General features: G+C 41.9%; 25 protein-coding genes and 3 pseudogenes. 1 reads left to right on the top strand and 27 read right to left on the bottom strand.

Features of this window, described 5'->3' with window-relative positions; translation table 11 throughout:
• Window positions 1-448 precede the first annotated feature (448 nt).
• The 24 genes and pseudogenes from BMY78_RS03580 to BMY78_RS03455 all read right to left on the bottom strand — a co-directional run bounded on the left by BMY78_RS03580 (window position 449) and on the right by BMY78_RS03455 (window position 23,953).
• Window positions 449-1,027 carry an HNH endonuclease gene (locus BMY78_RS03580; protein WP_090894752.1) on the bottom strand — a complete coding sequence of 193 codons (579 nt, stop codon included), beginning with the start codon at window positions 1,025-1,027 and terminating at the stop codon, window positions 449-451.
• Window positions 1,028-1,196: 169 nt separating this feature from the next.
• Entirely contained in the window at window positions 1,197-2,051 is an 855-nt protein-coding gene (locus BMY78_RS03575; RefSeq protein WP_090894750.1) for a DUF5677 domain-containing protein, read from the bottom strand.
• 257 nt (window positions 2,052-2,308) lie between these two features.
• The gene (locus BMY78_RS03570) at window positions 2,309-3,055 is read right to left on the bottom strand and encodes an NYN domain-containing protein (RefSeq protein WP_090894748.1); all 747 of its coding nucleotides are present in this window, start codon (window positions 3,053-3,055) and stop codon (window positions 2,309-2,311) included.
• A 294-nt stretch (window positions 3,056-3,349) separates the two neighbouring features.
• Window positions 3,350-3,727, bottom strand: a complete 378-nt coding sequence (locus tag BMY78_RS03565) for a retropepsin-like aspartic protease (RefSeq protein WP_090894746.1) — start codon at window positions 3,725-3,727, stop codon at window positions 3,350-3,352.
• The gene (locus tag BMY78_RS03560; RefSeq protein WP_090894744.1) at window positions 3,728-3,970 is read right to left on the bottom strand and encodes a hypothetical protein; all 243 of its coding nucleotides are present in this window, start codon (window positions 3,968-3,970) and stop codon (window positions 3,728-3,730) included.
• Between the two features lie 127 nt (window positions 3,971-4,097).
• Window positions 4,098-5,012: pseudogene (locus BMY78_RS33065) on the bottom strand (tyrosine-type recombinase/integrase).
• Between the two features lie 484 nt (window positions 5,013-5,496).
• Entirely contained in the window at window positions 5,497-5,790 is a 294-nt protein-coding gene (locus BMY78_RS03550) for a hypothetical protein (RefSeq protein WP_090894742.1), read from the bottom strand.
• Window positions 5,791-5,919: 129 nt separating this feature from the next.
• Complete coding sequence (locus tag BMY78_RS03545) at window positions 5,920-7,719, bottom strand: serine hydrolase domain-containing protein (protein WP_090894740.1); 1,800 nt, start codon at window positions 7,717-7,719, stop codon at window positions 5,920-5,922.
• Between the two features lie 361 nt (window positions 7,720-8,080).
• The gene (locus tag BMY78_RS03535) at window positions 8,081-8,389 is read right to left on the bottom strand and encodes a hypothetical protein (protein WP_090894738.1); all 309 of its coding nucleotides are present in this window, start codon (window positions 8,387-8,389) and stop codon (window positions 8,081-8,083) included.
• A gap of 188 nt (window positions 8,390-8,577) precedes the next feature.
• The gene (locus BMY78_RS03530) at window positions 8,578-11,802 is read right to left on the bottom strand and encodes an S-layer homology domain-containing protein (protein WP_090894736.1); all 3,225 of its coding nucleotides are present in this window, start codon (window positions 11,800-11,802) and stop codon (window positions 8,578-8,580) included.
• Between the two features lie 94 nt (window positions 11,803-11,896).
• Window positions 11,897-12,247: a hypothetical protein gene (locus tag BMY78_RS03525; RefSeq protein ID WP_090894734.1), complete on the bottom strand. Its 351-nt coding sequence runs from the start codon at window positions 12,245-12,247 to the stop codon at window positions 11,897-11,899.
• 425 nt (window positions 12,248-12,672) lie between these two features.
• Window positions 12,673-13,077, bottom strand: a complete 405-nt coding sequence (locus BMY78_RS03520; RefSeq protein WP_090894731.1) for a hypothetical protein — start codon at window positions 13,075-13,077, stop codon at window positions 12,673-12,675.
• Window positions 13,078-13,297: 220 nt separating this feature from the next.
• Entirely contained in the window at window positions 13,298-13,903 is a 606-nt protein-coding gene (locus BMY78_RS03515) for an oxidoreductase (protein WP_090894729.1), read from the bottom strand.
• Window positions 13,904-14,498: 595 nt separating this feature from the next.
• The gene (locus BMY78_RS03510; protein ID WP_090894726.1) at window positions 14,499-16,220 is read right to left on the bottom strand and encodes a helix-turn-helix domain-containing protein; all 1,722 of its coding nucleotides are present in this window, start codon (window positions 16,218-16,220) and stop codon (window positions 14,499-14,501) included.
• Between the two features lie 45 nt (window positions 16,221-16,265).
• The gene (locus BMY78_RS03505) at window positions 16,266-17,042 is read right to left on the bottom strand and encodes a (2Fe-2S)-binding protein (RefSeq protein WP_090894723.1); all 777 of its coding nucleotides are present in this window, start codon (window positions 17,040-17,042) and stop codon (window positions 16,266-16,268) included.
• Window position 17,043: 1 nt separating this feature from the next.
• Window positions 17,044-18,084, bottom strand: a complete 1,041-nt coding sequence (locus BMY78_RS03500) for an ABC transporter substrate-binding protein (protein ID WP_090894720.1) — start codon at window positions 18,082-18,084, stop codon at window positions 17,044-17,046.
• A 136-nt stretch (window positions 18,085-18,220) separates the two neighbouring features.
• Window positions 18,221-18,499, bottom strand: coding sequence for a hypothetical protein (locus BMY78_RS03495; protein ID WP_090894717.1), 279 nt, complete (start codon window positions 18,497-18,499; stop codon window positions 18,221-18,223).
• 194 nt (window positions 18,500-18,693) lie between these two features.
• Window positions 18,694-19,228: pseudogene (locus BMY78_RS03490) on the bottom strand (chemotaxis protein).
• Window positions 19,229-19,471: 243 nt separating this feature from the next.
• Window positions 19,472-20,011 (bottom strand): hypothetical protein, encoded by a 540-nt coding sequence (locus BMY78_RS03485; protein WP_090894715.1) that lies wholly within the window; start codon window positions 20,009-20,011, stop codon window positions 19,472-19,474.
• A 47-nt stretch (window positions 20,012-20,058) separates the two neighbouring features.
• Entirely contained in the window at window positions 20,059-20,799 is a 741-nt protein-coding gene (locus BMY78_RS03480) for a cyclase family protein (protein WP_177185639.1), read from the bottom strand.
• A 329-nt stretch (window positions 20,800-21,128) separates the two neighbouring features.
• A pseudogene (locus BMY78_RS03475) lies at window positions 21,129-21,323 on the bottom strand (hypothetical protein); the annotation flags it as partial.
• A 14-nt stretch (window positions 21,324-21,337) separates the two neighbouring features.
• The gene (locus BMY78_RS03470; RefSeq protein WP_090894708.1) at window positions 21,338-21,892 is read right to left on the bottom strand and encodes a hypothetical protein; all 555 of its coding nucleotides are present in this window, start codon (window positions 21,890-21,892) and stop codon (window positions 21,338-21,340) included.
• A 318-nt stretch (window positions 21,893-22,210) separates the two neighbouring features.
• Window positions 22,211-22,840: a DUF4367 domain-containing protein gene (locus tag BMY78_RS03460; RefSeq protein WP_143067004.1), complete on the bottom strand. Its 630-nt coding sequence runs from the start codon at window positions 22,838-22,840 to the stop codon at window positions 22,211-22,213.
• 543 nt (window positions 22,841-23,383) lie between these two features.
• Window positions 23,384-23,953, bottom strand: coding sequence for a TetR/AcrR family transcriptional regulator (locus tag BMY78_RS03455; protein ID WP_090894703.1), 570 nt, complete (start codon window positions 23,951-23,953; stop codon window positions 23,384-23,386).
• 178 nt (window positions 23,954-24,131) lie between these two features.
• Between BMY78_RS03455 and BMY78_RS03450 the strand changes: the two genes are divergently transcribed.
• Window positions 24,132-24,833, top strand: a complete 702-nt coding sequence (locus tag BMY78_RS03450) for an NAD(P)-dependent oxidoreductase (protein ID WP_090894701.1) — start codon at window positions 24,132-24,134, stop codon at window positions 24,831-24,833.
• 271 nt (window positions 24,834-25,104) lie between these two features.
• Here BMY78_RS03450 and BMY78_RS03445 read toward each other — a convergent pair whose 3' ends face one another.
• The 3 genes from BMY78_RS03445 to BMY78_RS03435 form a co-directional block, all read right to left on the bottom strand.
• Window positions 25,105-25,524, bottom strand: coding sequence for a 3-hydroxyacyl-ACP dehydratase FabZ family protein (locus BMY78_RS03445; protein WP_090894699.1), 420 nt, complete (start codon window positions 25,522-25,524; stop codon window positions 25,105-25,107).
• A gap of 210 nt (window positions 25,525-25,734) precedes the next feature.
• Entirely contained in the window at window positions 25,735-26,283 is a 549-nt protein-coding gene (locus BMY78_RS03440; RefSeq protein ID WP_090894696.1) for an ATP-binding protein, read from the bottom strand.
• Window positions 26,284-26,423: 140 nt separating this feature from the next.
• Window positions 26,424-26,702, bottom strand: a complete 279-nt coding sequence (locus tag BMY78_RS03435; protein WP_090894694.1) for a hypothetical protein — start codon at window positions 26,700-26,702, stop codon at window positions 26,424-26,426.
• Between the last annotated feature and the right edge of the window lie 11 nt (window positions 26,703-26,713).

Genomic DNA, 26,713 nt, shown 5'->3' with positions numbered 1-26,713 from the left:
ACTTCCAAGTAAGAATGCGAAATCTCCTGCAATAATTACGGAGTAAGTGGGCTTCTTCTTACTATCAATCCATGTCCTTCCTATCTTTCCTTCTATAATTTGCAAAAAGAACTGTATTACTTATACCGCTGCATAAAAAGCGAGCAGTCTCGAGCTCATTCATCGCTAATTCTAACACCAATTATCCCCTCCACATTCAAGCAAGTTGCCCTTAAAAATTACTGATAATCTACACTTTACCATACAGATAGCTCGTTGAAGTTCAAAAATGTATTAAGCTGGTTTAACTTAAAGTACATCTGAGCTTTGATGAAAGGTTTTATTCTTTGCGGCTATTTCTTATAACGTTCCTGTATTCATGAACCCCGAAGGGGTTGTCTGCTGAAATCCCTCTCCGAAATCCGCCCACAGGCCAGGGCTCCAAAGGAGCCGCAGTTTGAATATTATGTTAGCCGAGGTTATTGCCTTCTTGAAAGACTTTCAATTTATCTTGTTCTTCTAGATATCCATACAACGCTGAAATATATGTTGAGATGGTTATTTGAGCACCTTTTCCATTTTGATTCATATGTACCCCTAAGTTTTCACTGATTTTATCCTTTATTTCTTTATTTGCAATTATTTCGTTCAACTCTTCAACCCTGTCTTCAAGTCCAAAATTTTTTATTTCCTTCATTACCTCGTCTCTAAAATTCTCATACCAATTTTGCTTTTCTGTCCATATTAAGAATGCTTCTACCGATCTAGTATTCGGAGCTTTATCATGACAATCCCTGCACATTAAAAACAAATTTGAGGGTTCATCAGTACCGTCAAATTGCTTGGCAATAATATGGCATCTCTGTAACGGGACATTATCCCAATTCTTAATTATTTCTTCCCTAGTTGCATGAGGTTTCTTTAAATCATATTTATCCTCCCAAAACCTGCCACATGCCCAACAACACGGCTCTCCCCAATCAATTCCCTTCTTATCTAACCAATTCATCCAATATTCAAATATCTTTGATTTCGAAGGCATTCCCATCTTCGACTATCATTCCTTTCATTTTGATTGATTGCAATAATTTCGCCTAACGTTCCTGTATTCACGACCCAGCGTATGCTGGGTGTCCGGCGAATGCCGGACCAAGGACGAATGTCCGCAGCGTGAATATTATGTTATGTGAAGGAAATGGCTCTTGATATACCTACAATCATTCTGTTCTATTTATCAGATTTTCAATAAATTCTTCTTTGTTAATAGAAGAATGACGCATAGCAGCATTTGCTGTTATTTCTATTAATTTCGCTTTATCATAAGTTTCAAGCAAGTGAGGATGATTTTGAGTTAAGTACTGTAACAAATGCGCCAAAGTTAAAAAATAAGTGTTACTTGCCATATCAAGAATTTTTAATTCATCTTCAGTATTTGATTTTGATAAGTCTATTTTGAATACAACGTTTGCGGAGTATTCTTCTAAGATCTGTGTTCGATAAACCTCTAATGAAGTTGGATCTGAGTGCTCATACTTACTGGCTTGTCTGTACAAAGATATATAAATGCCAAACTGTAATCTATCTTCTCTCGCTAAACTTGCTACAGTAATTGGCGATAAGGTTCTCGTATTATTTAAATCATATCCATTTCTTCTTAACTCTCTTTTAATATCGTTTAATTTATTGATTCTATCTGGAAATTCACTATCTCTGTACCACCCTTTATCAATAGCTTTTTTCAGATCTTTCAAAAACTTATAATCAGATTTAAGCGGTTGCATTACAAATTCTTTATATCTTGATTTTGAGCTATCATCATGACATAAGTATTCAATCAACATATAATTATTAATTTGTGACCTAAGAAGTATATAAGATTCTTCTGTATAGTTATTCTCTAATAAGACCAGTAATCCATTAAGCAAATTTGTTTGCTTGGCGTATAATAATATAATATCACGTACATTTTCAAAACCTTCTTGAATGATCATTGGACTTTCTTCCTTGAGAAAATGAGTACTAACTTCCTCAATAAATCTTTTAATAAATGAGAGTTTTTCTTCTTTCTCCATAGTTATCACCTCAATTTAATATGTTTTTTATTTCTTTCACATAACGTTCCTGTATTCATGAACCCCGAAGGGGTTGTCTGCTGAAATTCCTCTCCGAGTTCCATCCACAGACCAAGGCTCCGAAGGAGCCGCTGCTTGAATATTATGTTATCCGATGCACCCGGCATCATGAATTGCTTTCCAAAATTCTTCAACTCTTTTCTTACACTTTCATGTAAGGGATACGCCCGAAAACCATGATTGTATTTATTGAATTACTACTTTATAGGCTTATAGGCAACAATGTTAACAGTTCCTTTTCCTTTAAATTTTGTAATTTTAAATATCGTATTTAGCCGCTCGAGTAACTCTGGTAATTTTGTAACACCGAAAGTCCTAACATCAAAATCTGGCTTGATTCTTTTAATAAATGTGCCTGCGGCACTGACATTACACCAGCCATCTTCATCTTCATACTTTTCATGGGCTTTAATTAATAATGCAACTACCTCAGTTATGGCTTCATTTTCTTCGCCCTTCTCTAATTTAATTGCTTCCCCTTCTAGCTCTTCATCCGCTTTCTCTCCTAAATTTTCTGTGAGAATAAAATCATCACAAGCATTTCTAAAAGATATCGGTGTTTTATCCTCACCAACTCCAATCACAAAAATTTCTGACTCTTTTAGCCTTGTTGCAAGTTTCGTAAAATCACTATCGCTCGAAATAATAACAAAAGCATCATACTTATTTGTATAGAGCAAGTCCATTGCATCTATTATCATTGCAGAATCAGTGGCATTTTTTCCTGTTGTATAGGCAAACTGTTGAACTGGTTGTATTGCTAGTTCGTTCAAATCGTTTTTCCAATTTTTCAGAGTTTCTTTTGACCAATCTCCATATGCTCTTTTTGTAATAATATGGCCATTTGTAGATACTTCTTCAAGTATGTATTTCATTTTCTTTCTTTGAGAATTATCAGCATCAATCAACACAGCAATTTTTTTCAGATCGTCAATATCCCTCATAGTAACCCCCTAATTTTAATCGTAAATAAAACCTTGATGTATAAATGCAAATCACTAACATTGCATATGTTAAACAAATCAAACTTCATTTTTGTTTGTAATCAATCTTCTTTTTAGGTGTTTCGGATAACGTTCTTGTAATCATGAACCCCGAAGGGGTTGGCTGCTGAAATGCCTCCCCTTGAAATCCACCTCGCAGACCAAGGCTCCAATGGAGCCGCTGCTTGAATATTTTGTTAAGTGATGTTCCTGTCTTCCTCGAATCACCACTCAATCTCTTATGTCTTTTATCTCTTATGAACGAAGTAATTTAAATTCCTTTAGATCAATATCAAATTCTCCTTCCGTCAGTACATCTAGTCCCAAAAGTCCGTTAATGTTGTGATATTTAAATGAAGTAAAGTCTATGTATACATCCTTTAAAATAAAATCTCCTACCTGTATACCGTCGATTCGCTTACTGAAAGCATGCTCTTTACCTCCAATTCCGTAGCTGGTTATAATTTCATCGTCCATACCCACTAGTATCCCAATCTCATCCACTTCATCTTGTGAAATCAAGCTATGACTGGCTCCTGTATCAATCACGATGTTCGATATCAATTTCTTCTGCTTATTAAAATGGACTGTTATTTCCGTGAATAACAGCCCATCTCTATATTCAATATTCATTTAAAGATTTCTCCTTAATCCTATATTTTTCCGAACCTTCACAACGATTTGATCTTTGGATGTATGGTAAACCAAGGTTTTGTCTCTACTGTTCAATAATTCGCGAGTCGCTTCTTCATCACTGATCGGGCCAATCACGGCCACATCATCAATGATCTCGTGATTGTCTGTTTCTTCAGAATGAAGAACTTCGAATTTTACGAATTGGTTCGGGAAAATCTGTTGAACTTCTTGCCATTTCATCATTGTCCCTCCTCTGTTTTGATGGTTATATTATACCATTTTACAAGCCTTTAGCTCTCACTGGAATTTCACTTAACATCTAATTTATGTACTTCGTAAATACCACACATCCTGTATGATATCTGAACTACGTATATGATAACCTATGCGGCGATATATGCGAAGAAAAATTTGGTGAAAAAGGGAGATAAATGAGGAAATCTCCCATGTCCATACGATCCAATGGACTCTGAATACGCTGGATATTTTTCGTACTAACATGCGTATATCGCTGAGTTGTACGTGCACTCGTATGACCAAGTAACTCCTGAATGTAGCGCAGGTCTGTCCCGTTTTCCAGCAAATGAGTGGCGAAGGAGTGTCTCAACGCATGAATACTTACCTTTTTCACAATTCCAGCACGTCGTCTAGCTTCTTCAAAAACCTTCTGCACTCTCTTCTCAGTAAGATGTCGATCAGAAGATTACCCCGGAAACAGCCAACGATTGGGTCTGTATTCATCTATGTATTTCTGCACCATATCCCAGGTAAGGCTTGAAAGAAGCGTTCTCCGATCCTTTTGACCCTTTCCCTGTCTCACAATGAGTGCCTGCCTTTCAATATCCAGATCGGTGCAACGCAGACGCGCAACTTCACCTACACAAAGCCCGGAAAAACAGGTCAGAAACAATATGGCCTTATGTTTAGGATTGGTTACGGATTTGAGTAATTGTGCAACTTCCTTTTCGGACATCACTTGTGGAAGCTTGGTCTGATTCTTGGGACGAATATACTGGATATCCGTAGGATGATGGAGCACATGTTTGCAATAGAAGCGGAACGCGCTAATGGTCTGATTCACGCTTGAATGGGAAATTCCTCGCTCCAGCAAACCTAAACAATACATCTGAACATTGGAAGTAGTGATATCCTTATTTTTAAGGCTAAGGCTGCTTAGAAAACGCTCGACCTGATTACAATACGCTTTGATCGTTTTGCGACTATATCCTCGTAACTTTAGTGCCTTCTGTAACGGTTCTTTGCTACACTGGTTGTTTCCCATATTAGCCTTCCATTGCTGCAGTTCTTCATTGTCAACCCACAACTCCGGGGTAATCTGAACTTCATCTGGATCAAACTGGCTCGTAAACTCCTGGATGGCCGCAATAGTGTAGGGTATGATCCACATTTTCTGTTTGGGTTCCCACTTTCTGCCCGTAATCTGGCGAATGCGCTGAATATATGCATGGTTATAGGGACAACGAATATGCAATGAATGAGTAGAACCTTTAGTTATGGTGATCGTCTCTTCGGTTGTAGTATCATCGTTCATAGGAAACTCTCCTTTGTTTGAGTCTATGTCTTTCTCAGCAATTTTGAAAAATAAAAAAAGAAGGATCTCTACATCCCATATAGGGAATCAGATAACCTTCCGATGCTTTCGGAACATTTATGATGTTTAAAAGTAAAGATGGGCACAGCCAGTGCAATAAAAAATTGCCACTCCATGTAGCTTCAACAAAGCATACCTACTGATCAATTTGTCCTCATCGATAACAGTAGACGATTGAACCAGCTGGTACTTCGTCTGGGGAAATCCCTTTCCCCAAACATATACCGATATTCTTCTTGCCGGATATAGAATGGTTAATTTGAGTAGAGACAACTTCAAGTATTTGCTCCTCCCCATCCGTTTTTTTGATGATAATCTGGTCACCGATCATCTCTTTGATTGTTGACGGAAGAAGTTCATCCAACTCTTCATTGGCCCCCATAACGATGATTCCGAATTCAGGTGTTTCAAAGACTAAACCAACTCCAAACAAAATTTTAGTTTCCATTCTTTGACCACCTTATCCCTAATCTATGAATAGCTCACCTTTGACATCTCGCACCCTAAGATCGGAATTACGAAGTCTAACCATGGCATCTATCAATATGCTTAAGTTATCCATTTAGCTTCTGCCCTTCTAAACATACAAATTCCATCCCAGAATAAAAGCAGCCAAGATGAAAGCCGAGATGCCAGACATGATGTACATCAGCTTTTGCTTTTTGCTGTAACTGCTCTTCCGAAGTTTGAACATAAGCAAGCCAAGATACGCCACTGCTAGAACCACATAAAGTAAATTAAACAATAAATTGATCCGTAGCGAAGAATGAGTGGGATAACTTGGGAGTCTCGTGTGTATGATGAAAAGGTTAAGAGGAAGTACCGCACCTGCAAAATTAATGGCAAGATAATATTTAACAAAATGGGTTGGATGATTTCCCCGTTTATTTCGTTTGTAAAAAAGCATCCGGATTAAATAGCCGATCAACACACTTAAACTGAAAATGATGGCTAGCGCAACAGGAATAAAAGATATTACAATCAAGTTCACCTTCAAATTCGATACAGGCAAGTAATCCATGTAAGGAGTGTAGGAAATTTTCTCAACAACCCCATTATGCTCGACAACATTATACAGACTACTTAACTCCGCTTTTGAAAATTTGGTTATATCAAGCTGCCTGAATAAATCAGTAAATCTAGAAGAAGCCCGTCGTGCGGATTGAAAATATCCCCCACCTTCAGAAGTAACGGAACTAACGTATGTACTATTACCAAAGATTTTGCTAATAAGTCCATAATAATAGATTTCCTCAAACGCAATGTTTGTCATGACCACCATCCCAAATTTGGATGCTGGATCAAAGACAACTTTACTTGAAAATCCTTTTAAATTCCCCTCATGCATCAGCGTAGGCACCACGTATTCCATCTCAACGAACCCGTGCGCAAATCGCGGAATAGAAGTCTCATCATAATATAGACTTGTTGACAACATTTCGTCTAACGTATCCCTCTTTGCAAATAATACATGGCTATCATCAACAGGCATCAGCGCTGCAAGGAATTTCCCTAAATCTTCTGCTGTCCCGATCGCTGCCCCTGTAGGATAGAACGTTACGAATACTCTGTTCTCAGGGATCCGTTTCAAATCTTTCGTATACCCTTCGATCTCATTCCTTCTTTGCACTAGGTCTGGACGATTTTGCCCCGTTGGATGAACCGTAGTGTCGTTCATATGAAGAGGTTCAAAAATATGTTGATTAACATATTCATAATAAGGTTGGCCACTTACCAATTCCACAATGTAACCGGCTAATCCAACGCTATAGTTTGAATAACCGACGACGCTATTCGGCTTATATATCTGTTTCGGCTCATTTTCACGCAACGTTTCTCCCAAATCAACATTTTCATTCTCTTCGTAATAATACACTTCGGACGCTGTTTGATCTTCCCAACCCGCATTGTGATGCATCAGGTTCATTAGGGTAATCGGTTCATCGTATTTCAGCTTTTTGAAAAATCCCTCTGGTAGATATTCTTGGATATCCGCCTCCAAATCAAGCTTTCCTTGCTCGACAAGCTGCATCACACTCGTATAGACCAACAGCTTAGAGATCGAAGCCCATTCAAAAACCGTAGATGTATCCGCCTTTCGCTGATTCTCCATATCCGCGTAACCATATGCCTTATCCACAATGGTTTTTCCGTCTTTGATAGCCACAACCGAGACAGCAGCGGTATACTTCTCATACGAGGCAACATAAGCATCAATCGTTTCCTCTAACTTGGATAAAGGAATCCTGGATGGTGTAGTCTCAACCTGTTCTTCTTCAGCGTGGACAGGTGCCGCTATTGCCATAATGATAAATATGAATGACAGAATACAAGCGATTACTTTGTTTACAGTGTGATATCCACGACTCATCTGCATTAGCTTCTCTCCTTTTATTTTAAATGATATTTACATACTCTTGTTTTCACGTATGCGTTTTCAAAAAAGTCCACATGAATCTAAATTTTTTTTAAATGCAATTACACTCCATTCAGGATAGAGGTCAAAGAATTTCATCTATTAATTTGGGCGTGATGATCTCATCGCTCCATTTCGGTGTTAATACTCTTCTGTATCCTATATATTCTTTGGTCCAGCCTTCGAATTCTTCTCCTCAGAAACGATATGTAATGTGATTATTCCTTCGTTGTTAGCATCCGGATCAACATAACATTAAAATGATCCATTGCAACGAACGACTTTACTCGCATTATTATTTTTTATAAATATCCTTCATTTATCACATATATCCATCTTCAGGTTCACCAACATCAAAACCTAATATTTTTGACGCTTTCAATTTAAATGCTTCTATCCAAGAAGTCCAATCATCATTATTCATCTGTGCATAAAATGATAATCCACTAGGCTCAACGGATGCTTCAATGAAGACATCATCCTCTTCAGTACCAAACCAATATGGAATTCCACTTTTATACCCCATCCACCCTGGCATACTCTCATATACTTTAGAAACTTTAGCCCACACCTCATCAGGCAGATCATACCTTATATTTAGGTTGCAATAATGAGAATTTATGTTGTTCATTTCCATTCTCTCCTTCTACATTGGAGTTATATGAAGATATATCCTCTATTTTTATGGAAAGTATTACACTTCTTTCATAAAAATGCCCCCTCACTGTAGCAGGTTTTCTCTATATACCTGCTACAATGAGGGGGACAAATCTTTGTCTTACATCTGCTCAAATTTAAAAGCTATAAGCTATTTCATGGTTAACCCAGCAATTTATTTATCGCTGGATTCTCTCTCAGCATGTGCATTATAACCGTTAAGGCTTCCGCCCTCGTGAGGTTAGCGTCCGGTTCAAACCGATTCTGGCCCTTCCCCTCGATAATTCCGGCCTTAGCTGCCAATTCAATGATCTCCTTAGCCCAATGCTGGGGTGCTACATCAACGAATGTTGCGGCATCGCCAGGTTGAATGTTCTGAAAAATCATGATTTTCGAAATCATGGAAACCAACTCGGCTCGAGTAATCCTGTGATCAGCGTGGAACGTTCCGTCAGAGTAACCGTTGATCACTCCATTGGAAGCAAGAATTTCTATAGAGTCTCGAGCCCAGGAAGTCTGAATATCCCGTAACTCAATCGTCCCGCTTCCTGAACGTAAGGCAAATGCTTTGACGAGAAGTGTGCTAAACTCTGCTCTCGTGATAGAAGCATCCGGTCTGAATCTGCCGTCTGGATAGCCGTTAATTATACCTAGCTTGGCAGCGGACAAAATATCTTTGGAAGCCCAATGGGACGCCGCGTCCTGGAACGTTACAGAGTTTCCGCCCAATGCATCTTGTATATAAGCTGCGAGCCGATCAATTTCAACAAGAGCGTAAAAAGTCTTGGTCTCCTGAGCAGGCGGCGTTGAAGGGTTCGATTCGGCCGGGGTGTCCGTATTGATTGAGTTGCTTGTATTGGTTGAACTGCTTGTATTGGTTGAACTACTCGAAGGAGATTCTGACCCCGAAACTGGCTTGCCGGTTACTGTTACGTTTATATCTACCGATTGGGTTCCATAGACAGCACTTACGACAGTACTGCCCGGCGTCTTACCTGTAACCCTCCCGCTGGTAACATTAGCGATTGCCGGATTCCGAACGGTCCAGGTTACCGATGAGGTCACATCTATATGCGCCTGATTTGAAAAAATAGCTGTAATCGCTACGGATGCCGTCTGCCCGGTCGGTACGCTTAACGTATTCGAAGTGGCCTTTAAACTGCTTAATGCATGCAAGGTAACGCTCTTTGTTGCGCTGCTGCTATTATTGGTACCATCGCTTACGGTGAAGCTGATCGTGCGCGTCGTCGTAATAGGAGTAATGGCTGTATTATTGTAAGTAACTGCGTGCAAAGCGGCTTGCCACTGCGCCAACGTCGCAGTTCCGCCCGCGGATGTCAGCGTCAGCACACCAGTAACTGCATTATAACTGGCTGTAATATTTCCCATGGTCAGCCCATCATTGATGAAACTGAGTACATCTTCTCCAGCATGAAAATTGCCTGTGACTGCCACTGTTGCGCTTTCAAGGGTAGTGCTGCTATCTGCGGTTACCGTTATACCGGAATCGATAGCGACCGGTGTCGAGATCACGTTATCTCCAGCCAAGAATGAAGTCGAACCGCTGCTTGTGGTCAGACTGGGAGGCACGATCACAGTTACTTCCACTGTATGTGTAGCAGCAGCGCTGGTCTTCATTCCGTCGCTTACGGCGTAGCTAATGATGCGTTGCCCTGGCGTTGCGCTCGTGCTCGAGAACGTAATTCCCCTCAACGCACTCTGCCACTGCGCCAACATTGCAGTTGCACCTGTAGACGTCAGCGTCAACACGCCAGTGAGAGCATCATAACTCGCCGTAATATTTCCCATGGTCGCCCCATCATTGGTGTAACCCAGTACATCTTTTCCCGCTTCGAAATGGCTCGTGATGCTAACCGTTGCGCTGCTCAATGTCGTATTGTCCAGGTCTGATACCGTCAGACCACCGTCAATAGCGACCGGAGTCGAAGTTGTACTATTCCCAGAAATGTAATGGGTCGACCCACCGCTCGTGGTCACAATTGGTGTCTGGTCGGTATCCGTCACCGTTACAGTTCGTGTCGCCGTACTACTTGTATTGACGCCGTCCGTCACCGTGAAGCTAACCGTACGCGTCGCCGTATTAGGCGTGATCGCTGTATTTATATAAGTTATTGATCTCAACGCGGCTTGCCACTGCGCGAACGTTGCAGTGCTGCTCGCTGATGTCAGCGTCAGCACCCCAGTAGATGAATTATAACTGGCTGTAATATCTCCCATGCTGGGCCCTTTATTAGTGAAGGACAGTACATCTTCTCCAGCATGAAAATTGCCTGTAATCGCCACTATTGCGCTTTCAAGGGTAGTGCTGCTATCCGCGGTTACCGTTATGCCGGAATCGATAGCGACCGGATTCGATATCTGGTTATCTCCAGCCACGAACGAAGCCGAACCGTTGCTTGTGGTCAGACTCAGAGGCACGATCACAGTTACTTCCACTGTATGTGTAGCAGCAGCGCTGGTCTTCATTCCGTCGCTTACAGCGTAGCTAATGATGCGTTGCCCTGGCGTTGCGCTCGTGCTCGAGAACGTAATTCCCCTCAACGCACTCTGCCACTGCGCCAACATTGCAGTTGCACCTGTAGACGTCAGCGTCAACACGCCAGTGAGAGCATCATAACTCGCCGTAATATTTCCCATGGTCGCCCCATCATTGGTGTAACCCAGTACATCTTTTCCCGCTTCGAAATGGCTCGTGATGCTAACCGTTGCGCTGCTCAATGTCGTATTGTCCAGGTCTGATACCGTCAGACCACCGTCAATAGCGACCGGAGTCGAAGTTGTACTATTCCCAGAAATGTAATGGGTCGACCCACCGCTCGTGGTCACAATTGGTGTCTGGTCGGTATCCGTCACCGTTACAGTTCGTGTCGCCGTACTACTTGTATTGACGCCGTCCGTCACCGTGAAGCTAACCGTACGCATCGCCGTAATTGGCGTGATCGCTGTATCTGTATAAGTAATTGATCTCAAAGCGGCTTGCCACTGCGCCAACGTTGCAATGGCGCCCGCGGATGTCAACGTCAGCACGCCAGTAGATGCATTATAACTGGCTGTAATATTCCCCATGGTCAGCCCGTCATTGATGTAACTCAGTACATCTTCTCCAGCATGAAAATTGCCTGTAATCGCCACTATTGCGCTTTCAAGGGTAGTGCTGCTATCCGCGGTTACCGTTATGCCGGAGTCGATAGCGACCGGAGTTGAGGACGAATTATCTCCAGCCACGAATGAAGCCGAACCTCCAGTTACAGACAATACAGGACCCGCGGCTGCAAAGGACATCGGCGTGATATAATTCCCCAGTCCCGTCTGGAAGGTTAATGCAATGGTAAGCAGGACCATCAATTTACGTAATAATTTCTTCATTGAATACTTCCCCTATCATTTAGATTTAATCCTGAATTTCTAGAGTAATATGCTCCGTGAAAAAGAGATCAGACCTTTAGATTTACTTGAAAAATCAATCTTGCCAAAGCAATACGTGGTCTATCCGGGGGAAAGCGTTAAGTTCCGTTTTTCTGCTTATTGCATCCAGCTCTATCTTCTCATCGGTTGGGTGCTCGCTGCGGACGGATCTTTCAGTTCCATAAGCTGTATAGCGATGCGTTGTCTCATCATTTCCTAGACCCTCGTCTGCCGCACCACAGCTTGCTGTACAAAGGGCTTGCACGTATGAGCCGCTGTCTTCAACTCCCCCACAAAACTGTACATTGGAATTTGAATAATCAATAATTCCGTTCCAGAACGATAGCATTTCTGCATCTTTATTCAATGTTCTCTTGCAATCATTACTATTTAAAGTTGTGCCCAATCTACTTCCATCTTCAATTTTAAATTAAACCTGATTTTGTAAATGAATAGTCAGAGTTCTGAACTTTAGACAATAACTAATTAATATGTTCTTATATTCAATGGATACTATATCTCCTTTACATGGTACATAATAACCCATTTTGTGACATTATCGAAGAGATTTCCTGTGCTTAAAGAACTATTTTTTAGAACTTTCAACCTATTTATCTATTTATAAAGTGCTATTGTTAGCATCTTGAAATCACTGTTGTAAACTCTTACTATCTCCCCTTCACCGCATCAACCGAGTGTATATGCTGTCCCTATCCTCATCATCAATAATTCAACAAAATTACTACTAAGTGTAATATATATCCATCATGCTTGTGTATGAAGATATATCCTCTGTTTTTATGTAAAATATCACACTTCTTCAATGCTAATTCAAGGATAGATCTCTTGGTCTTTATATACTATTTTCGTTATCATTTTTGAATATTTTAATCTCGTTATTTCAATCAGTTCATTTGGCTGCATCAAATTTACAATGTGACTATCATTTATTTTAATTTTGCTAATACCTCGTCCCAATCCTTTGACTATTACGATGTTATTATTCACATCTACTATTTGTCCAATTGTGTTGAACTGCTCTTGTTTCTTGAGATCAAGGTATGTTACAAGGCCAAGTATACAAAATATAATAAAGCAAAAAATTGATAACGCAGTTGTCCATGCAGGAGGATGATATGCTAAGTTATTGGTAGTTACTTGAATTACGATTATAAAAATAAATAGAACGATGAATAGAAATTGCTTTTTTAATTTGCCTTTAGCTTTTTCGTTCATAGCTTCTCCTTATTAGGTTTTGTGGTATTTCAAATAGCGTTCGTGTATCTACAAACCCTCACTACCTTAAAGATTGCAGCAACTTGCCGCGATGCGGTAAGGTAGTGCAGGGTTACCTGCTGACTCCACTTCTTCGAATACCCTCGGCAGACCAAGAAGCGAATGCAACGGCGTAGATATGTTGTTATCTAGATGTCAATTGCCTTCCGCAAACTACTACTTATAGATTGTACTTCATTTTAATTCCTTCATATAACTTAAAACCCTTATTCCTATTTACAATCTCTCCAATTAACTCTTTCCATTTGTTTTCAATCCACTTAGGACTTTGTTCTTTCAGAATATCCTCGTTAAATTGACTATCAATATACTCCAAATCTTGTTTAAGCACTCCTATATCCTGAATAAGTTGATTTCTCGATTCTTTTTCTAGCGACACCTTATTTGATAAAATGTCGTCTATGATATCTGCTCTTATATACCAATACATATCTCTAAACACATTATAGATTAAATCGGTTGATGATAATTGATCTTCTTTGAAATCGGAATCCAGAAAGATGAATGATTCTTCACCCACTTTCAAAGATACCGCCAGATTCCCTAATGTGTATATGACTGTTTCCTTCGAAGAATTGTCTTCTAAGCTCTTTATCACATAATCTAAATTCTGGATTGATTCTTTTATACCAATTTGAGTTCCATGATTTAGTTTAACCAAGTAATCAACTTCTTGATTGTCTTTGTACGCTTTGAATTGATAGTTGAAGTACATGCTTATTATCAATCCAACCATTAGTATGATTATTGCAATATTTTTTCTCATTAAATCACCTCGTAATCATGTCATTGAATTCATATAATATCTAATTTTTGTATTTCACAAATACAACATATCCCATCTACTAGTGCCTGAACTACGTATATGATAACCCATATTGTTACAATTGCGCAGGCAAATTGGCGAATAGGGGAGATTTATTAGTTTTCTTAAACCCTTATCCAGATGATCCAATAGGCTTTGAATGCTGAATATATGCAGGGTTGTACAGGATGCGAGTATGCAGTGGAACCTTTCATTATAGTAATAAAACAAAAAGGCCCTTCTTCATCCCATAGAGAATCCGACGACCTTCCGGTGCTTTTGGAACATATCAACTTTATAAAAGGGAGAGCGTATCGCGGCTTGTGCAATGGCAAGCCGCATCAAGAGGGAGGTGCTGCGCCCAATTCGGCCAGCACCTCACAAAGGATGCACCGCGTCAATGATCGCGGCGCTCACCCCAAGCCGCCCGCCCTACCTGGCAACAGCACATGTACCAGCAGCATGTAATATGCCCCGCTGCCCTTCACGCTGCTGGTGCCACGACCTGCAGCGTACGGCCTTTCGCTGCAAGCGGCTAGCGGCAGCAACCGCCTGCTTAAGCCAACAACGCCTGAGCGACCTGATCCACAATGCCATTGATGCCTGTTGGTCCATAACAACCGATCCATGTCGCGGCATCTACGGAGTGTATTTGCTGTCGCTCATCCGTATCGAGCATCCCCCAGACACGCTGCTCTGTCGCGGATATGCCCTCCTGCATGATCTCATTGCTAAGCAAAAAATAGTGGCTGGCATGTACAGCCGGTAGTCTGTCAACTGAAATATGATAAGCCGTGTCGGAGGTATCTGCCACAAATAATGGAACAGGTAAACCTAGGTCACGGTACAGCACAGCACCTGTACGATGCGAAGCAGAATGTACGCGAACCAGAGAATCAAGCGGACGAATCAGCGCCACGCTCTTACCTGCCAGCACGGGAGCAAGTTCTTCGGACAGCAATGCGGTTCGTCGATGATAATCCGCAAGTATCCGCTTTGCCTCTGCCCGCTTACCAGTTAGTTCACCGAACAAGCTTAGAATGGTCTGCCAGCTCTCATTACGCTTAAACATAAGAACCGGAGCGATCCGGCTTAGACGTTCAACGTGCTGATCATGCACCTCGGTGCAGATAATCAGATCTGGAGACAGTCGTTCCACAGCAAGCAGATCAGGGTACTCATACGTTCCGAGCAATTCGGTAGCCTGAAGTCCTGCCCTGATATATTGCGGGAAATGGAACGTTGCACTTCCTACTCCTACACTTCCCGCTGGAGACAACCCAAGCGCAAGCAAATGATCGGCATACTGGACATCAAGTACAGCGATACGCTGTGGTGACTCGGTGACAAGATATTCCCCTCGCATATGGCAGATCACAGGCCCTTGGGCCGACTCATACGAAGAAGCTACACGATTCCCCAGCAAGGAATGAACATAGTCTGCATCCGTTTTCGAAGCGGCGGCAAGCCGGTAATGCAGTGGTGGGATTCCATAATATTTCTTAAACGCCCTGCTGAAATAATACATGTCGCGATAGCCCATTTTATCAGCAATTTCGCCGATAGAAACATCCGTATGACGCAGTATTCGCGAGGCACTCTCCATGCGCAGCTGAATGACGTATTCCATTGGTCCGAGCTCTTTCTCCTGTTTGAATCGTCGCTGCAGCTGTCTTACACTGCATCCGGCAAGGGCTGCCAGCTCTTTCAGCTCCAGATTCTGACGATAATGCGATGATATATATGACACGACAACATCCACCATGTCGGACTCTGCTCCGCCTTGACCACATTCATACTCCATGATCAGTTCGTAGATCATCACCTGGAGCAACGCATTGGCATAAAAACGTTCCAGCCCTTCGCCGCGGCGCCATTTGGCAACGATTTTTTCCGCATTCTCGATCCATTCCGCTTGAGTCACAGGGTTCTGAATAAACGAAGTTTGCAGTGGGTGTTTGCGATACGAGGGTATAACATGAGAGGCTCCTTCCATGGAAGAAGCCTTGTACATGATCACGATATAATAAAGTTCGTCTGATCTGGCGGTCAGCGTGAAGGATGTGCCCTCCACCACATGACAGGCAAAAGAAGCTCCAATGTGGCAAACCTCACCATTCATTGCAAGCTCCCCTTCCCCTCCGCATGCCAGCAGCAGCACATTTGAAGTTAATTGAGTTTCGCTAAGAACACTGCCTGTCTGCAAAGTACCGCTATACCCGTCAAGCATCTTGATCGTCGTATCACTCCATAGACTTGTCTGTTCTTGCAGCGGCATTTCTCTCATCTCCTGACAATAGCAAAGGTAAAGTTGTTGCTGTTGTCATTTTAATTGAGATTTATTCTCATTGTCAATTTTCGGACATTTTCTGCAATATTCCCCTGACATTTGATAATAAAAACAACAGGTGATCCGCTCGCTTTTCGCAACGTGCACATTGTCCTTACAATCGGTGAAGCGGGTCAACGGATTCTTTCTCACACCGAACACTTGCCCGGACGCCACTTGCGTAAGATATGAAAAGTCCGCCTGGATGTGCTCACTATCCTGCTCTGTCTCGTCGGCATCAGGCGTATATAGCGGGCCAATGCGTACCATAATGTTCTCCCAGAGAATACTCATGGAAAGAGGCGCAATCGCAGCAAGCGTCTTTAACAGGGGTGTATGCTGTACCGCAAACATCTCCTCGACCACCTTTTCCCGCCACACGTTCCTGTCTCCAGTCAGTGCTTCAGCCCCAATTCCGTTCACTGCTAGAAAAGGAAATCGTGTACCGCCCTCATGTTCTTCGAGCTTCGGATGATAGAGAAAGCTGTTCTCCAGCTGAAACGAAACATGCTGGTGATGAAAAGTCATCGCGGTCATCAGCGGAGCCGTCCACAGATAGCCAATTCGCTTGGCTAACATGGAAGCGGCAACCTTCATGTCAGGGGCATCGATGTACTCCTGAAACCAGCTGATATACTCTCGGCATGCCGCTTCGTCATGCAGTTCACTTAGAGCAATGGTACGGACACTATGTTCAGGCGGCTCACCAAGCAAAATCGAATGATCCTCCACGGTCTCTTTCCATAAGTCTGTCGAGAGATATGGGTTCATATTAGTTCGATCCGAGCAGGGCTTCCGATGCCTGATCTACAATCAGATTAATCGCAAGCGGTCCGTAGTATGCAATCCACAGTGTTGAGTTTACGTCATACGTGCGGTTATTTTTCACAGCATCAAGGGACTTCCACACGGGATTACTCATCATAGCCTCTGCCTCTGCGGCAAACAGCTCATCCGACAGAACAAAATAACGATCTGCCCCAATGTCAGGAACCTTCTCCATCGAGATTTCAACGGAGGTATCATCCTTGATTCCCTCAACGAGTGCAGGCATTTTCAAGCCCAAATCCTGATAAAGAATGCCACCTGTGCGATGCTCGATACCATGAACACGAATGCCTTCTTTTCTCGGACGAATCAGCGCTACCGTTTCATCACCCAACTTCTCCGCAAGCTTGGTCTTCAATCCAGCAACTTTTTCCTCATACGCTTTACGCACCGTCTCTGCCTCGTCCTGCTTGTCTGTAATCTTAGCAACTGTGGCTAACGTATCACGCCAGTCTTCGTAAAAATCAAGTACCAGGGTAGGTGCAATTTTGCTTACACTCTCATACTGCTTCTCCTGGAAGTCCGTCATGATAATCAGATCCGGGTCCAAGGCTACAATTGCTTCCAGATTAGGCTCGTCCCGTGTACCCAGAACCTGTACATCACTCGGCTGATCTCCTAAGTATTCAGGAAAATCGGTGTTGCCTCCAGCGATGACACTGCCAGCCGGCTTCTCGCCAACAGCTAACATTTGATCGAGAAACTTAACATCAAGCACCGCAATTTTCTTAGGTTTTTCGTTTAGCGTCAGCTCACCCTTCATATGCGTGATCGTTACGGGAAAAGCTCCGTCAGTCTGAGTTTCTGCGTTCGCAGGTGTCTCCGCTGGCGTTGCCGCCGACGGTTTGCCGCTATCTGTACCTGTTCCGGCACCGCAAGCCGTCAGGACAAGAATAAGGGCTAACATCAAGCCCATGAATAATCGTGATTTGCGAGCAGCATATGCCTTGCTTCCGGCAGCCTGCCCCTTTGTTCCTTGATTCATGATGAATCCCCCTTATGTATAATACTGATAATGATTTTCATTATCGAAACATAAAGAGAGTATAAACGATCTCCGCATCGCGTTACCATGTACTTTTGCGACATTTGGGCCGGACTAATACGACATGGCGAGCGACTTATCCGCCCTTTAATTTCTCAGCGATATACGCTTGCAGTCGGTAAATGTCTGAAAGAAGCTCTTCTTCCTCCGGCGTATTTCCATACTCCCCTAGCCAGCGCGGTGTGCGGATATGCCACTCGTTAGACATGTATTGCTGTTTATCTCGATACAATAGAACATGTTCCAAGAAATACTCCAAAGAGCCGAAGGATTGTTTATGACTATCGTTGATAATGGATTGTGTTTTTTCAATGATTGCCTGTAACATGTGTTGAATATGTTGTTCTGGACTCAAAACATTACCTCCTTTGCCGATCATTTTCTAAAAACAAAAAGGAAGGCCCTTCTCTATGACACAGAGAATCAGACGACCTTCCAGTCTTTTTTTCAAAACAACATAAACACCTCTGACATAGAACTCAACATTTCTAAGCTAATCTGGATATTTCCTGAAGGTATCGCTCAACGTATCTTCTTCATCCAAAAGGTTCAGGACTCCGACAGCTCAACCTCTCTCCTACTTAATTTCTTAAATGCCGCGTATTCCTTCTCGGACTTTATATAACTTAATATCTTTTCCGCACATGCAGCCGAGCTAAACTCTTCCGTGTTCACTTCCAGATCATATTCATCATAGGCGTATATGTAGTCGAACTGGGAATGGGCGAGTCCAATCGCACGATCTCCTCTGCTCTCTTCTGGTGAGTTCTTCTTTCGAGCAGTGTACACCTACAAACAATATCGGATAATCCGATAGTAAATCATAAAAACCGTTAAACCACTTGTCATTGCTGATGACCGTATCTACGATGACATTCAAACCCATTTCCGAAAACAGTTTAATGGTTGCACAGTACAACGAATTGATAGGGTCGAACAGGATATCTGTCATCACATGGTGTTCCACTTCTCTCGTTGGTTTCATATCTGGGTATGTATTGTCGATAAACTGATCATAATTTTGGGCAAATTGATCTACAGACAGATGATGAAACGGAACCTCTCCCTGATTTTTCAATTCCATCGCGATGCTTGTCTTCCCCGCACTTGACGTTCCGTTCAAAAATATAATGAGTCCTCGTTCCATATTCATCCACCCTTATCATTAGAATTGGTGCTGCCATTCAAATCACATACCAAAAAAATTCCCAAGTCATAAGGCCTTCCCTTATAGCTTTTATACATCCTAGAACCAGAATCGAATAAAAGATTTGGTTCGAAGCTATATGTCCCATGAATCATTTTTCCAACGAAATCTTCTGCCAAGTTAATTAGATACTTCTCTTTCCTTCATAATATATTGTTTAAAATACTCCCTAAACACATCATTAATCTCCTGCATTTCAATAATTTCGTTTCGAAACTTATCTTTTATCTCTTCTCTTTGTTTATGTTCAAGCTCCATGTTGAATTCTTCAGCTTCATATTGACTTAACAGATCAAAAAAGTATTCACAAGGCTCTTTCACAGCTTCACAACTGTCAGCATACTGACCAGATTCCAGCAGAAAGCTGGCCCAGGATATTTCTCTTCTTTCGTACTTTATGTACAAACAAGCAATGTATTGATCGAAATGTTTACTATTGTAATAAGTAATACAAGGTTCTGAATGAATGTATTTGTTAACGATTTCAATAGCACTGCCTTGATAACGCACCGCAGCTAACTCGATGATCCAATACGGCGGTTTCGTGTATGCAAGGATCATGTCATCACAAAAAGGCTGAAAATGCTTGTACCAGATTAATTTACTCCCCAGCATAATGCCTAGCTTACAAGCAAACTCTTTATTAGGTTCTATTTTCATGTCGAGAACTCCTTGTCTACTAGCCTTCAGCCTAATCTCCCAGGTGACTACGCCAATAAAATTGGACGAATAGGTGAGCCTGATCCATTTTTAATTTTCAAAGGAAGTGCCATAAATATGCCTGCTGCTGGAGCCTGATTCATTCTGCTGAACCCTTCCATGATCAAGATATGGTTAGGCAAAAAATATTCTACATGACCTGGAGCGCTCAGGATTTCCCCGTTCACCATACAAATATCTACCCCTGGTGTATCTGCTCCAATAGCTTTAATGCCCGACTCGTAAAAATATTTGCACACCTCACGGGTGAGTCCAGGCTCATTTTTCCCCCACCAGTCTCTCTCCTTGCCGCTCGCATCCGGCTTATAGTATTGGTCCCAGCCAAAGTCAATCAGCACAATATCACCTGCCTGAAGAGTGAAGTTATCCCGCTTCTCTACCTCTCGGATCATGTCCAATCCAACAGGTTTGCCTGCTTCAAGAGTGAAATTTTCCAGATCATATTTCTTGTAGGGACCAATCAGGCAATCCACCGGAAGTTGATCAATCGCTGCCTGTTCTCCGTGACAATGCACTGGGGCATCCACATGTGAGCCCGTATGCTCTGATATGATTAACGTCTGTGCATAGTATCCATGATGGCAGAAGTTGCGATGATTCTCCACAATGCCGAGAGATGGATGATGATGAAATCCCGGCATATTCGTTTCAAATACGGGTGAAATATCGTATACGTTCAGTTGATTAAAACAATTCATAAATTGATGGACAAGCTCAGAAGATTGCAAAAGAAACACCTCCATACTTGAGTAAACTTACTGCTCTGCTCTACTCATCTCGCATACTTCTTTTTACATCTTTTATTCTCTCATTCTGACTAGTGCTCGTTTGGCCGCTAGTTTCCCCTTATGCATTCCGTCTTTGGAGACCTCTATCAACTTTTCTCTAGTCGGAGTGTAACGATGGAAACCAATAATCTCACATGCTCTCTCTTGTACTCTGTTAAAGAGCTCCGCAAACATATTTTGCCCCCTTCCAGAATTTATCCCACACCAGATTGATCATGAAAACAATCGCTATGTTTTATTAACGTTTGCCAATGTATAGCTTCGTTTGAGTCTCTCCATTCTTCCGTAATATCTTCGTCCTCTTCAATCTCTAATCCAGCCAGCCTAGCCGCCTTGTCGATAAAATCAGCCAATTCTTCACGTTCCATCGTCTCAATAAAATAATCATTGGCCTCATTCATTTCGTTAAAGGTAACCAACACTTCTTCTACAGCCTTCATAATACGCTCGGAATCATTCCCTCCATATTTAGCTTTTACTAACCAAACCAGAAAATCACCCGCACATCTTTGGGCTCTCCTAACGCTGACAGTTTCGGGATAGTTTCATGAATGAAATCGGAACATACGTGTTTAACATTTCTGTATTCCATGAACGTATCACAATAAAAGCGCTCGTCCCATTTGAAATGCAATAATTCCTCTACTAGAAGCCAGCTGTGGTCATAGAAGTCATCCTTATTCTCCAATGCAACTTCGCGTAATTCAGGAGACAGATCAGTCGGTAAGCCTCGCGGAGAGGATATAAATTTAAGATTGCGGTCATTTCTAGTATTAGACAAAATACCAAATAGATCATAATTTCTATTCCCTCTATAAAATTCACTTGGATCACTTAGTATGAGCTGAGAAATATCTTCTTCCGGGTACAGGTAGTGGTTAGGATTAACCTTCCAGCGATCCTCACTGACCCAGCGGGCTGTATCATTCAGTTCTTTTTCACTCTTGGGAATCTCGATCACGCTGCCATTCGTCCATTGATATTCTCTTTGGTAGTGTCTTTTTTCTACATAAAACCAAATGTCTGTCCCCATGACTCCTCCAGAAACATGTTGTGACTTGTTGTGACTTCATCAGATGATTGACTCCCATCTCCATTTAAACATTTCATTCTAATGTAAAGATTTCGCCTTTCCAGTTCACCCTTCTGATCTCTTTGTCTTTCAAAAGACACCAGTCAATAATCTCCCCAATCAAGCCTGGTGTGACAATTCATATTTAATGATCCCTTCATCATCAATATCCGGTTCCACGTACAAATACAACAATCGACTAAAACGATGATCTTGCGTTTATATTTTTTCCTTACACCCATCATTTTACCTCATCTTTTAATCTGTCCTCTCACTGTATTACTGAACATTCATCGATTCTGCAATTTGGATTAATTTCTCTGCCGACGTCTGCTGGCCGATGAGTTCATACTGCAGCGCCTTTCTGCTGCTTCCCTCTTCAATCCAAATCAAGCGATCTGTTCCGTGATTTGAAAAGTAAAATGCTTCCGCACCCCGTACATGCAATGATTTCACCTGAGACAGTTCATGGTCAGACAGTTGAATTCGGCTTTTGGTCGTTCCGAAAATGTTAAGTTTAAACGTACCGTATTCTTTGTACGTGATACGGACACCCACAAGCTTGGTGTTTGGTTTCAGGTCGCGCACCACAACATTTTGTCCAGATGTTTTGCTTTCTTCCACCATTTCATCTATCTCATCCGGTGTTAGATTATCGAACCCATAATAGACTTGAATGGTGTGCACATCAACATGAGCCGGAAACCTTGGGCGCCACAGAGATAATGTTTCCGATAACCGATCCAAGCCATGCTCCCACTCAACAGCTGCATAGTTTGTTTGCTGCGTGAATTGGTTTTCTGTGGCATCCGCAATATAAATCGCCTTCCCATCCACCCGGCCGCAGATCACGTATGATATGGTCCATGATATGATCACTTTCAAGCGATTCGATCTGAATTTTCCCAAGAAAATCACCGCTTTTATTTTTAATTTCCATACGTGCTCACTCCTTTGCTTTTGGGATATATACTCATCGTTCAAAATAGCTTCACTTTTATGTTAAAAACATGACATTTTCTCTCAGCATTGTCAATTCAGGATTATCAACCACACTTATTTTGCGCTTAGGTTGTGCTGTCTTGTTAATGTGCCTTGCTTTCCAGCCAGAACTTTCGTCAGGGAAATAGAAGGGCGATTCACTTTTTTTTGTAAAAGGTGAAGCGGGACACGGCTGTACAGTAACAAGCCGCGTAAGGGTGAGGTGCTGCTCCCATTGGGTGCAGCACCTCATGGGTAGGTTACCCCGCGATATGTGATCGCGGGGCTCATGCTGACATCACGGGTGCATGACCGTGATGTCAGCATGTGCGTGCATCACGACGGCTACTCGTGATGCCCAAAACGTGCAGCATCACGTTGGTGCAACTGTGATGCACGCCAATAAGCGCCACGATCACGTCGTCGTGGCGCTCCTCCCCGCTGCATGATACCAATCGCATGCAGCTTCTTTCAATTATCCGTATCCAGATTCCTTTCGAGCAATGCACCTATACGCTCGGCCATAACGGATGGAGGAAGTGGCTTTTCTTTTTTAAACCACCATTCTACTACGCCAACAATCGCCGCCCCCAGAAACTGAACCTCAACATTTATCCCTTCCGTTATTGCTGCAATGCTTCCACCTTCGGATACACTGTTCCCTTTCTCCAATTCTCCGATGAAAAAGGCCAGAAACTGATTTCGGAAAAAAGAACTTCCTTTACTCGCCAGCAATGCGGAGAAAAATAAAGAATGATTTTCAAAATATTCGAACCACACTAACCCCATATCGTTATAACCAGCATCATCTTCTGTAGATTCACAGATCTCGCGCAGGTTCGTAATATGTTCTTCGATGAGCTTATCGAGAAGATCGAATTTGTCCGTGTAATGAAGATAGATCGTTCTGCGGCTAACATCCGCTCTGTCGGAGATATCTTGTATCGTGATTTGATCAAAATCCTTTTCAATCATCAGTTCAATAACTGCCATTTTGATGGCTTCCTGGGATTTACGTACCCTTCGATCCACCTTTAACACTTGAAAACCCCCAGTTTTCTTCATAGTTCTTACACAATTTTAGTGAACCTGTGAACTAATGCACGAAATCCGACTTTTTAAGACTTGTAGCGTTTTTATTTCTGTATACCATTATACATACATGATAAATAATACACTATCGTGCATTTATGCATGAATGGGAATGGAGTTAATAAACATGAAAATTGCAGTTATTGGGGCTACAGGAGGAACTGGAAGGAAAGTAATGGACCGTTCGCTTGCTTTAGGACACGAGATTATCGGCGTTGCTCGTCGGCCGGAATCCCTATCGCCAAAAGAGGGACTCACCGTTAGAAAAGGAGATGTATTAGACGAACATAGCATGGTCAACGCCATTACGGGGGCAGACGTTGTGATCAGCTGCATAGGTCCTCCCAGTAATTTGTCGCCGGAGTCCGCCGCGAAGAACTTGGGAAATATCAGAGCTGGAATACATACAATCGCGGCTAATTTCTCACCAGGTACGGTCATGTCCGAAGGAATTCCAAATATCGTTTCAGCCTGTCAGCGTACAGGTGTGAAGCGCATAGTTATGCAGAGCGGCATTAATTTGAGCGATGGGAAAGAGCTTTCTCTTTTCAACGGGTTGGCGGTGTGTCTGATGCGCAGCATCTTTCGGAAGGCGATTCAGGATAAAAGTATGGCAGAGAAAGCACTCATCCAGAGTGAACTGGATTGGGTCATTGTACGTGCATCCGTGCTTCAATATGCGGAGGGTACGTTGCACTATACGGCAGGACCACTGGCTCGCATCAACCCGCTCGGGGCGCTTCCCTTTGAAGACTGTGCCGACTGCCTGGTGCGTGCGGCGACCAGTGAGCCCGAGTGGACAAGAAGGATTGTTAATGTAGGACGGTAAGATTGATAGCGATGGCATATTAATTTCATTTTCTTTGTCATTATTACAACACCACAGCACACTGCCTTGAAGAAATTCAAAAATTGCAATACGACCCAGCATGTGTTGAGGTTCTTTCTCCTACTTGGTCCAAGGACGGAAGTCTGATGTGTGAATATCGATTTTCACTTCTTCCGAAATAAAGCCCGGAACCTCGTCGAAAACCCCGGGCGGACCAAGGAACGACAGTCCATCAACTTGAATGCGTTGTTATCGGATTTTTTCCTTTTCCTCAATATACATACTCGGTGTTGGCTTGTAAGTATATCATAATTTCATCTGCTCTTATAATGACTTTATTCCCCACAGTAGCTACTCCTTCTCCAATAATGAAGCCTCTTTTGTTCTTTAAAACCTTATAGTACAAATCTAATCGATCACCTGGGTATGCCTGGCCTAGAACTTCAATACCCTTTAAAGCGGACAAGAAGCCTAGCCCGTTATTGTTTGACATTGTTGCAAATGCCCCCAATTGGGCAAGGCCCTCGATAATCAAAGTGCTTGGAACTGAATTATTATTTTCATAAAAGAACCATTCATTAATTGTTATGTTCTTGTATCCCTTAACCCACTTGTTCTGTTCAATTTCAAGAATTTGATCTACAAATAAAAAAGGATACCTGTGAGGTAAAACGTTTGGTATTTTTGTCATGTTTGGAACTCCCTTAAGTCATCTTTCAGCTCATAATACTTTTCCCGATAACGTCTTTGTATTCACGACGCGAGCTGGCCTTAGATAGCTCCTATCTTAGGTCGGCTCGTGTAAGTCCGATTATCTACCATGATTATACATCGGACGATCAAGGGGTGTAAGCCCCGCAGCGTGGATATAATGTTATCTGAAGGATCGGCCTTCATCGAATCATCTAGTACCAGTGATTGCTATTATTTGTTGAATAATTCCCACGGTATTATTGAGGTCATTAATGATAAATATATAATTTGCTTCATCTTTACTTGGTTCTATTTCTGACAAATTTTCTTGTCTCTCCAATACTTCCAAAAAGCTTGATGCACTTCTAAATATAGCTTTGCTTCTTTGGGAGCGTATAACACGTTCTTTCAGTAAATCATTGGGTAAATCAAAATAAACAATTATACTTTTAAATCCTTTATTATGAAAATATCGGAGAACTTTTGCTCTTCCTGATTTATTCAAATTAGAGTTACTTAAAATAATGTGGAAATTGCTTTGCTCCGTAGCATAGTTAACAATTGCGTCAGTTACAGAGAATTTTAAAGTGTTCGGACCTTCTATAGGACGAAGTTTCTTGTAGTGCTCATTAATAAATTCAGCATGATTATCTTGATCAATTACAATAGCTTGTTGTAATACGGATTCTAATTCTTTGGCAAAGGTGGTTTTGCCACTATGAGTTTTCCCAACCGTCATGACTACCAAGCGATCCATAAGATTCTCTCCTATTTCTTTTGGGGTGGGGTTATCTGCTTCTTAAATTCCTCTCCGAAATCCTTCCCGCAGACCTAGGCTCCAGAAGGAGCCGCTGCTTGCATACTATGTTATATGTTGTCAGGCTCTTCTTCGAAATACTAATAAATCATCATGCCTTCAATTGCTCTGATTTTTAATATCTCCTGGCGTTCCGTTGTCTTTATAAATCCTTCATTTTCGTGCCTATTGTCACTAACCATTCTTCTTGCTTTGTAATCTCTTTTATATGTGTTGTAGTTCCTCAATGAATGTTTTGCTTTTTCACTCAATTCAATTTGATCTCTTTTGACTAATATGAACTCATCACATATGGTAAATGCCAAAGATATTAATTGTTTATATGTTACTCCTGTCGGCTCTTCTAATATTTGTATCATTCAATTCCCCT

It is taken from the genome of Paenibacillus sp. OK076 (assembly GCF_900110055.1).
GTDB lineage: Bacteria > Bacillota > Bacilli > Paenibacillales > Paenibacillaceae > Paenibacillus.
Note: the sequence above shows the minus strand (reverse complement) of the source record. Positions and strands in the feature narration are given on the sequence as shown.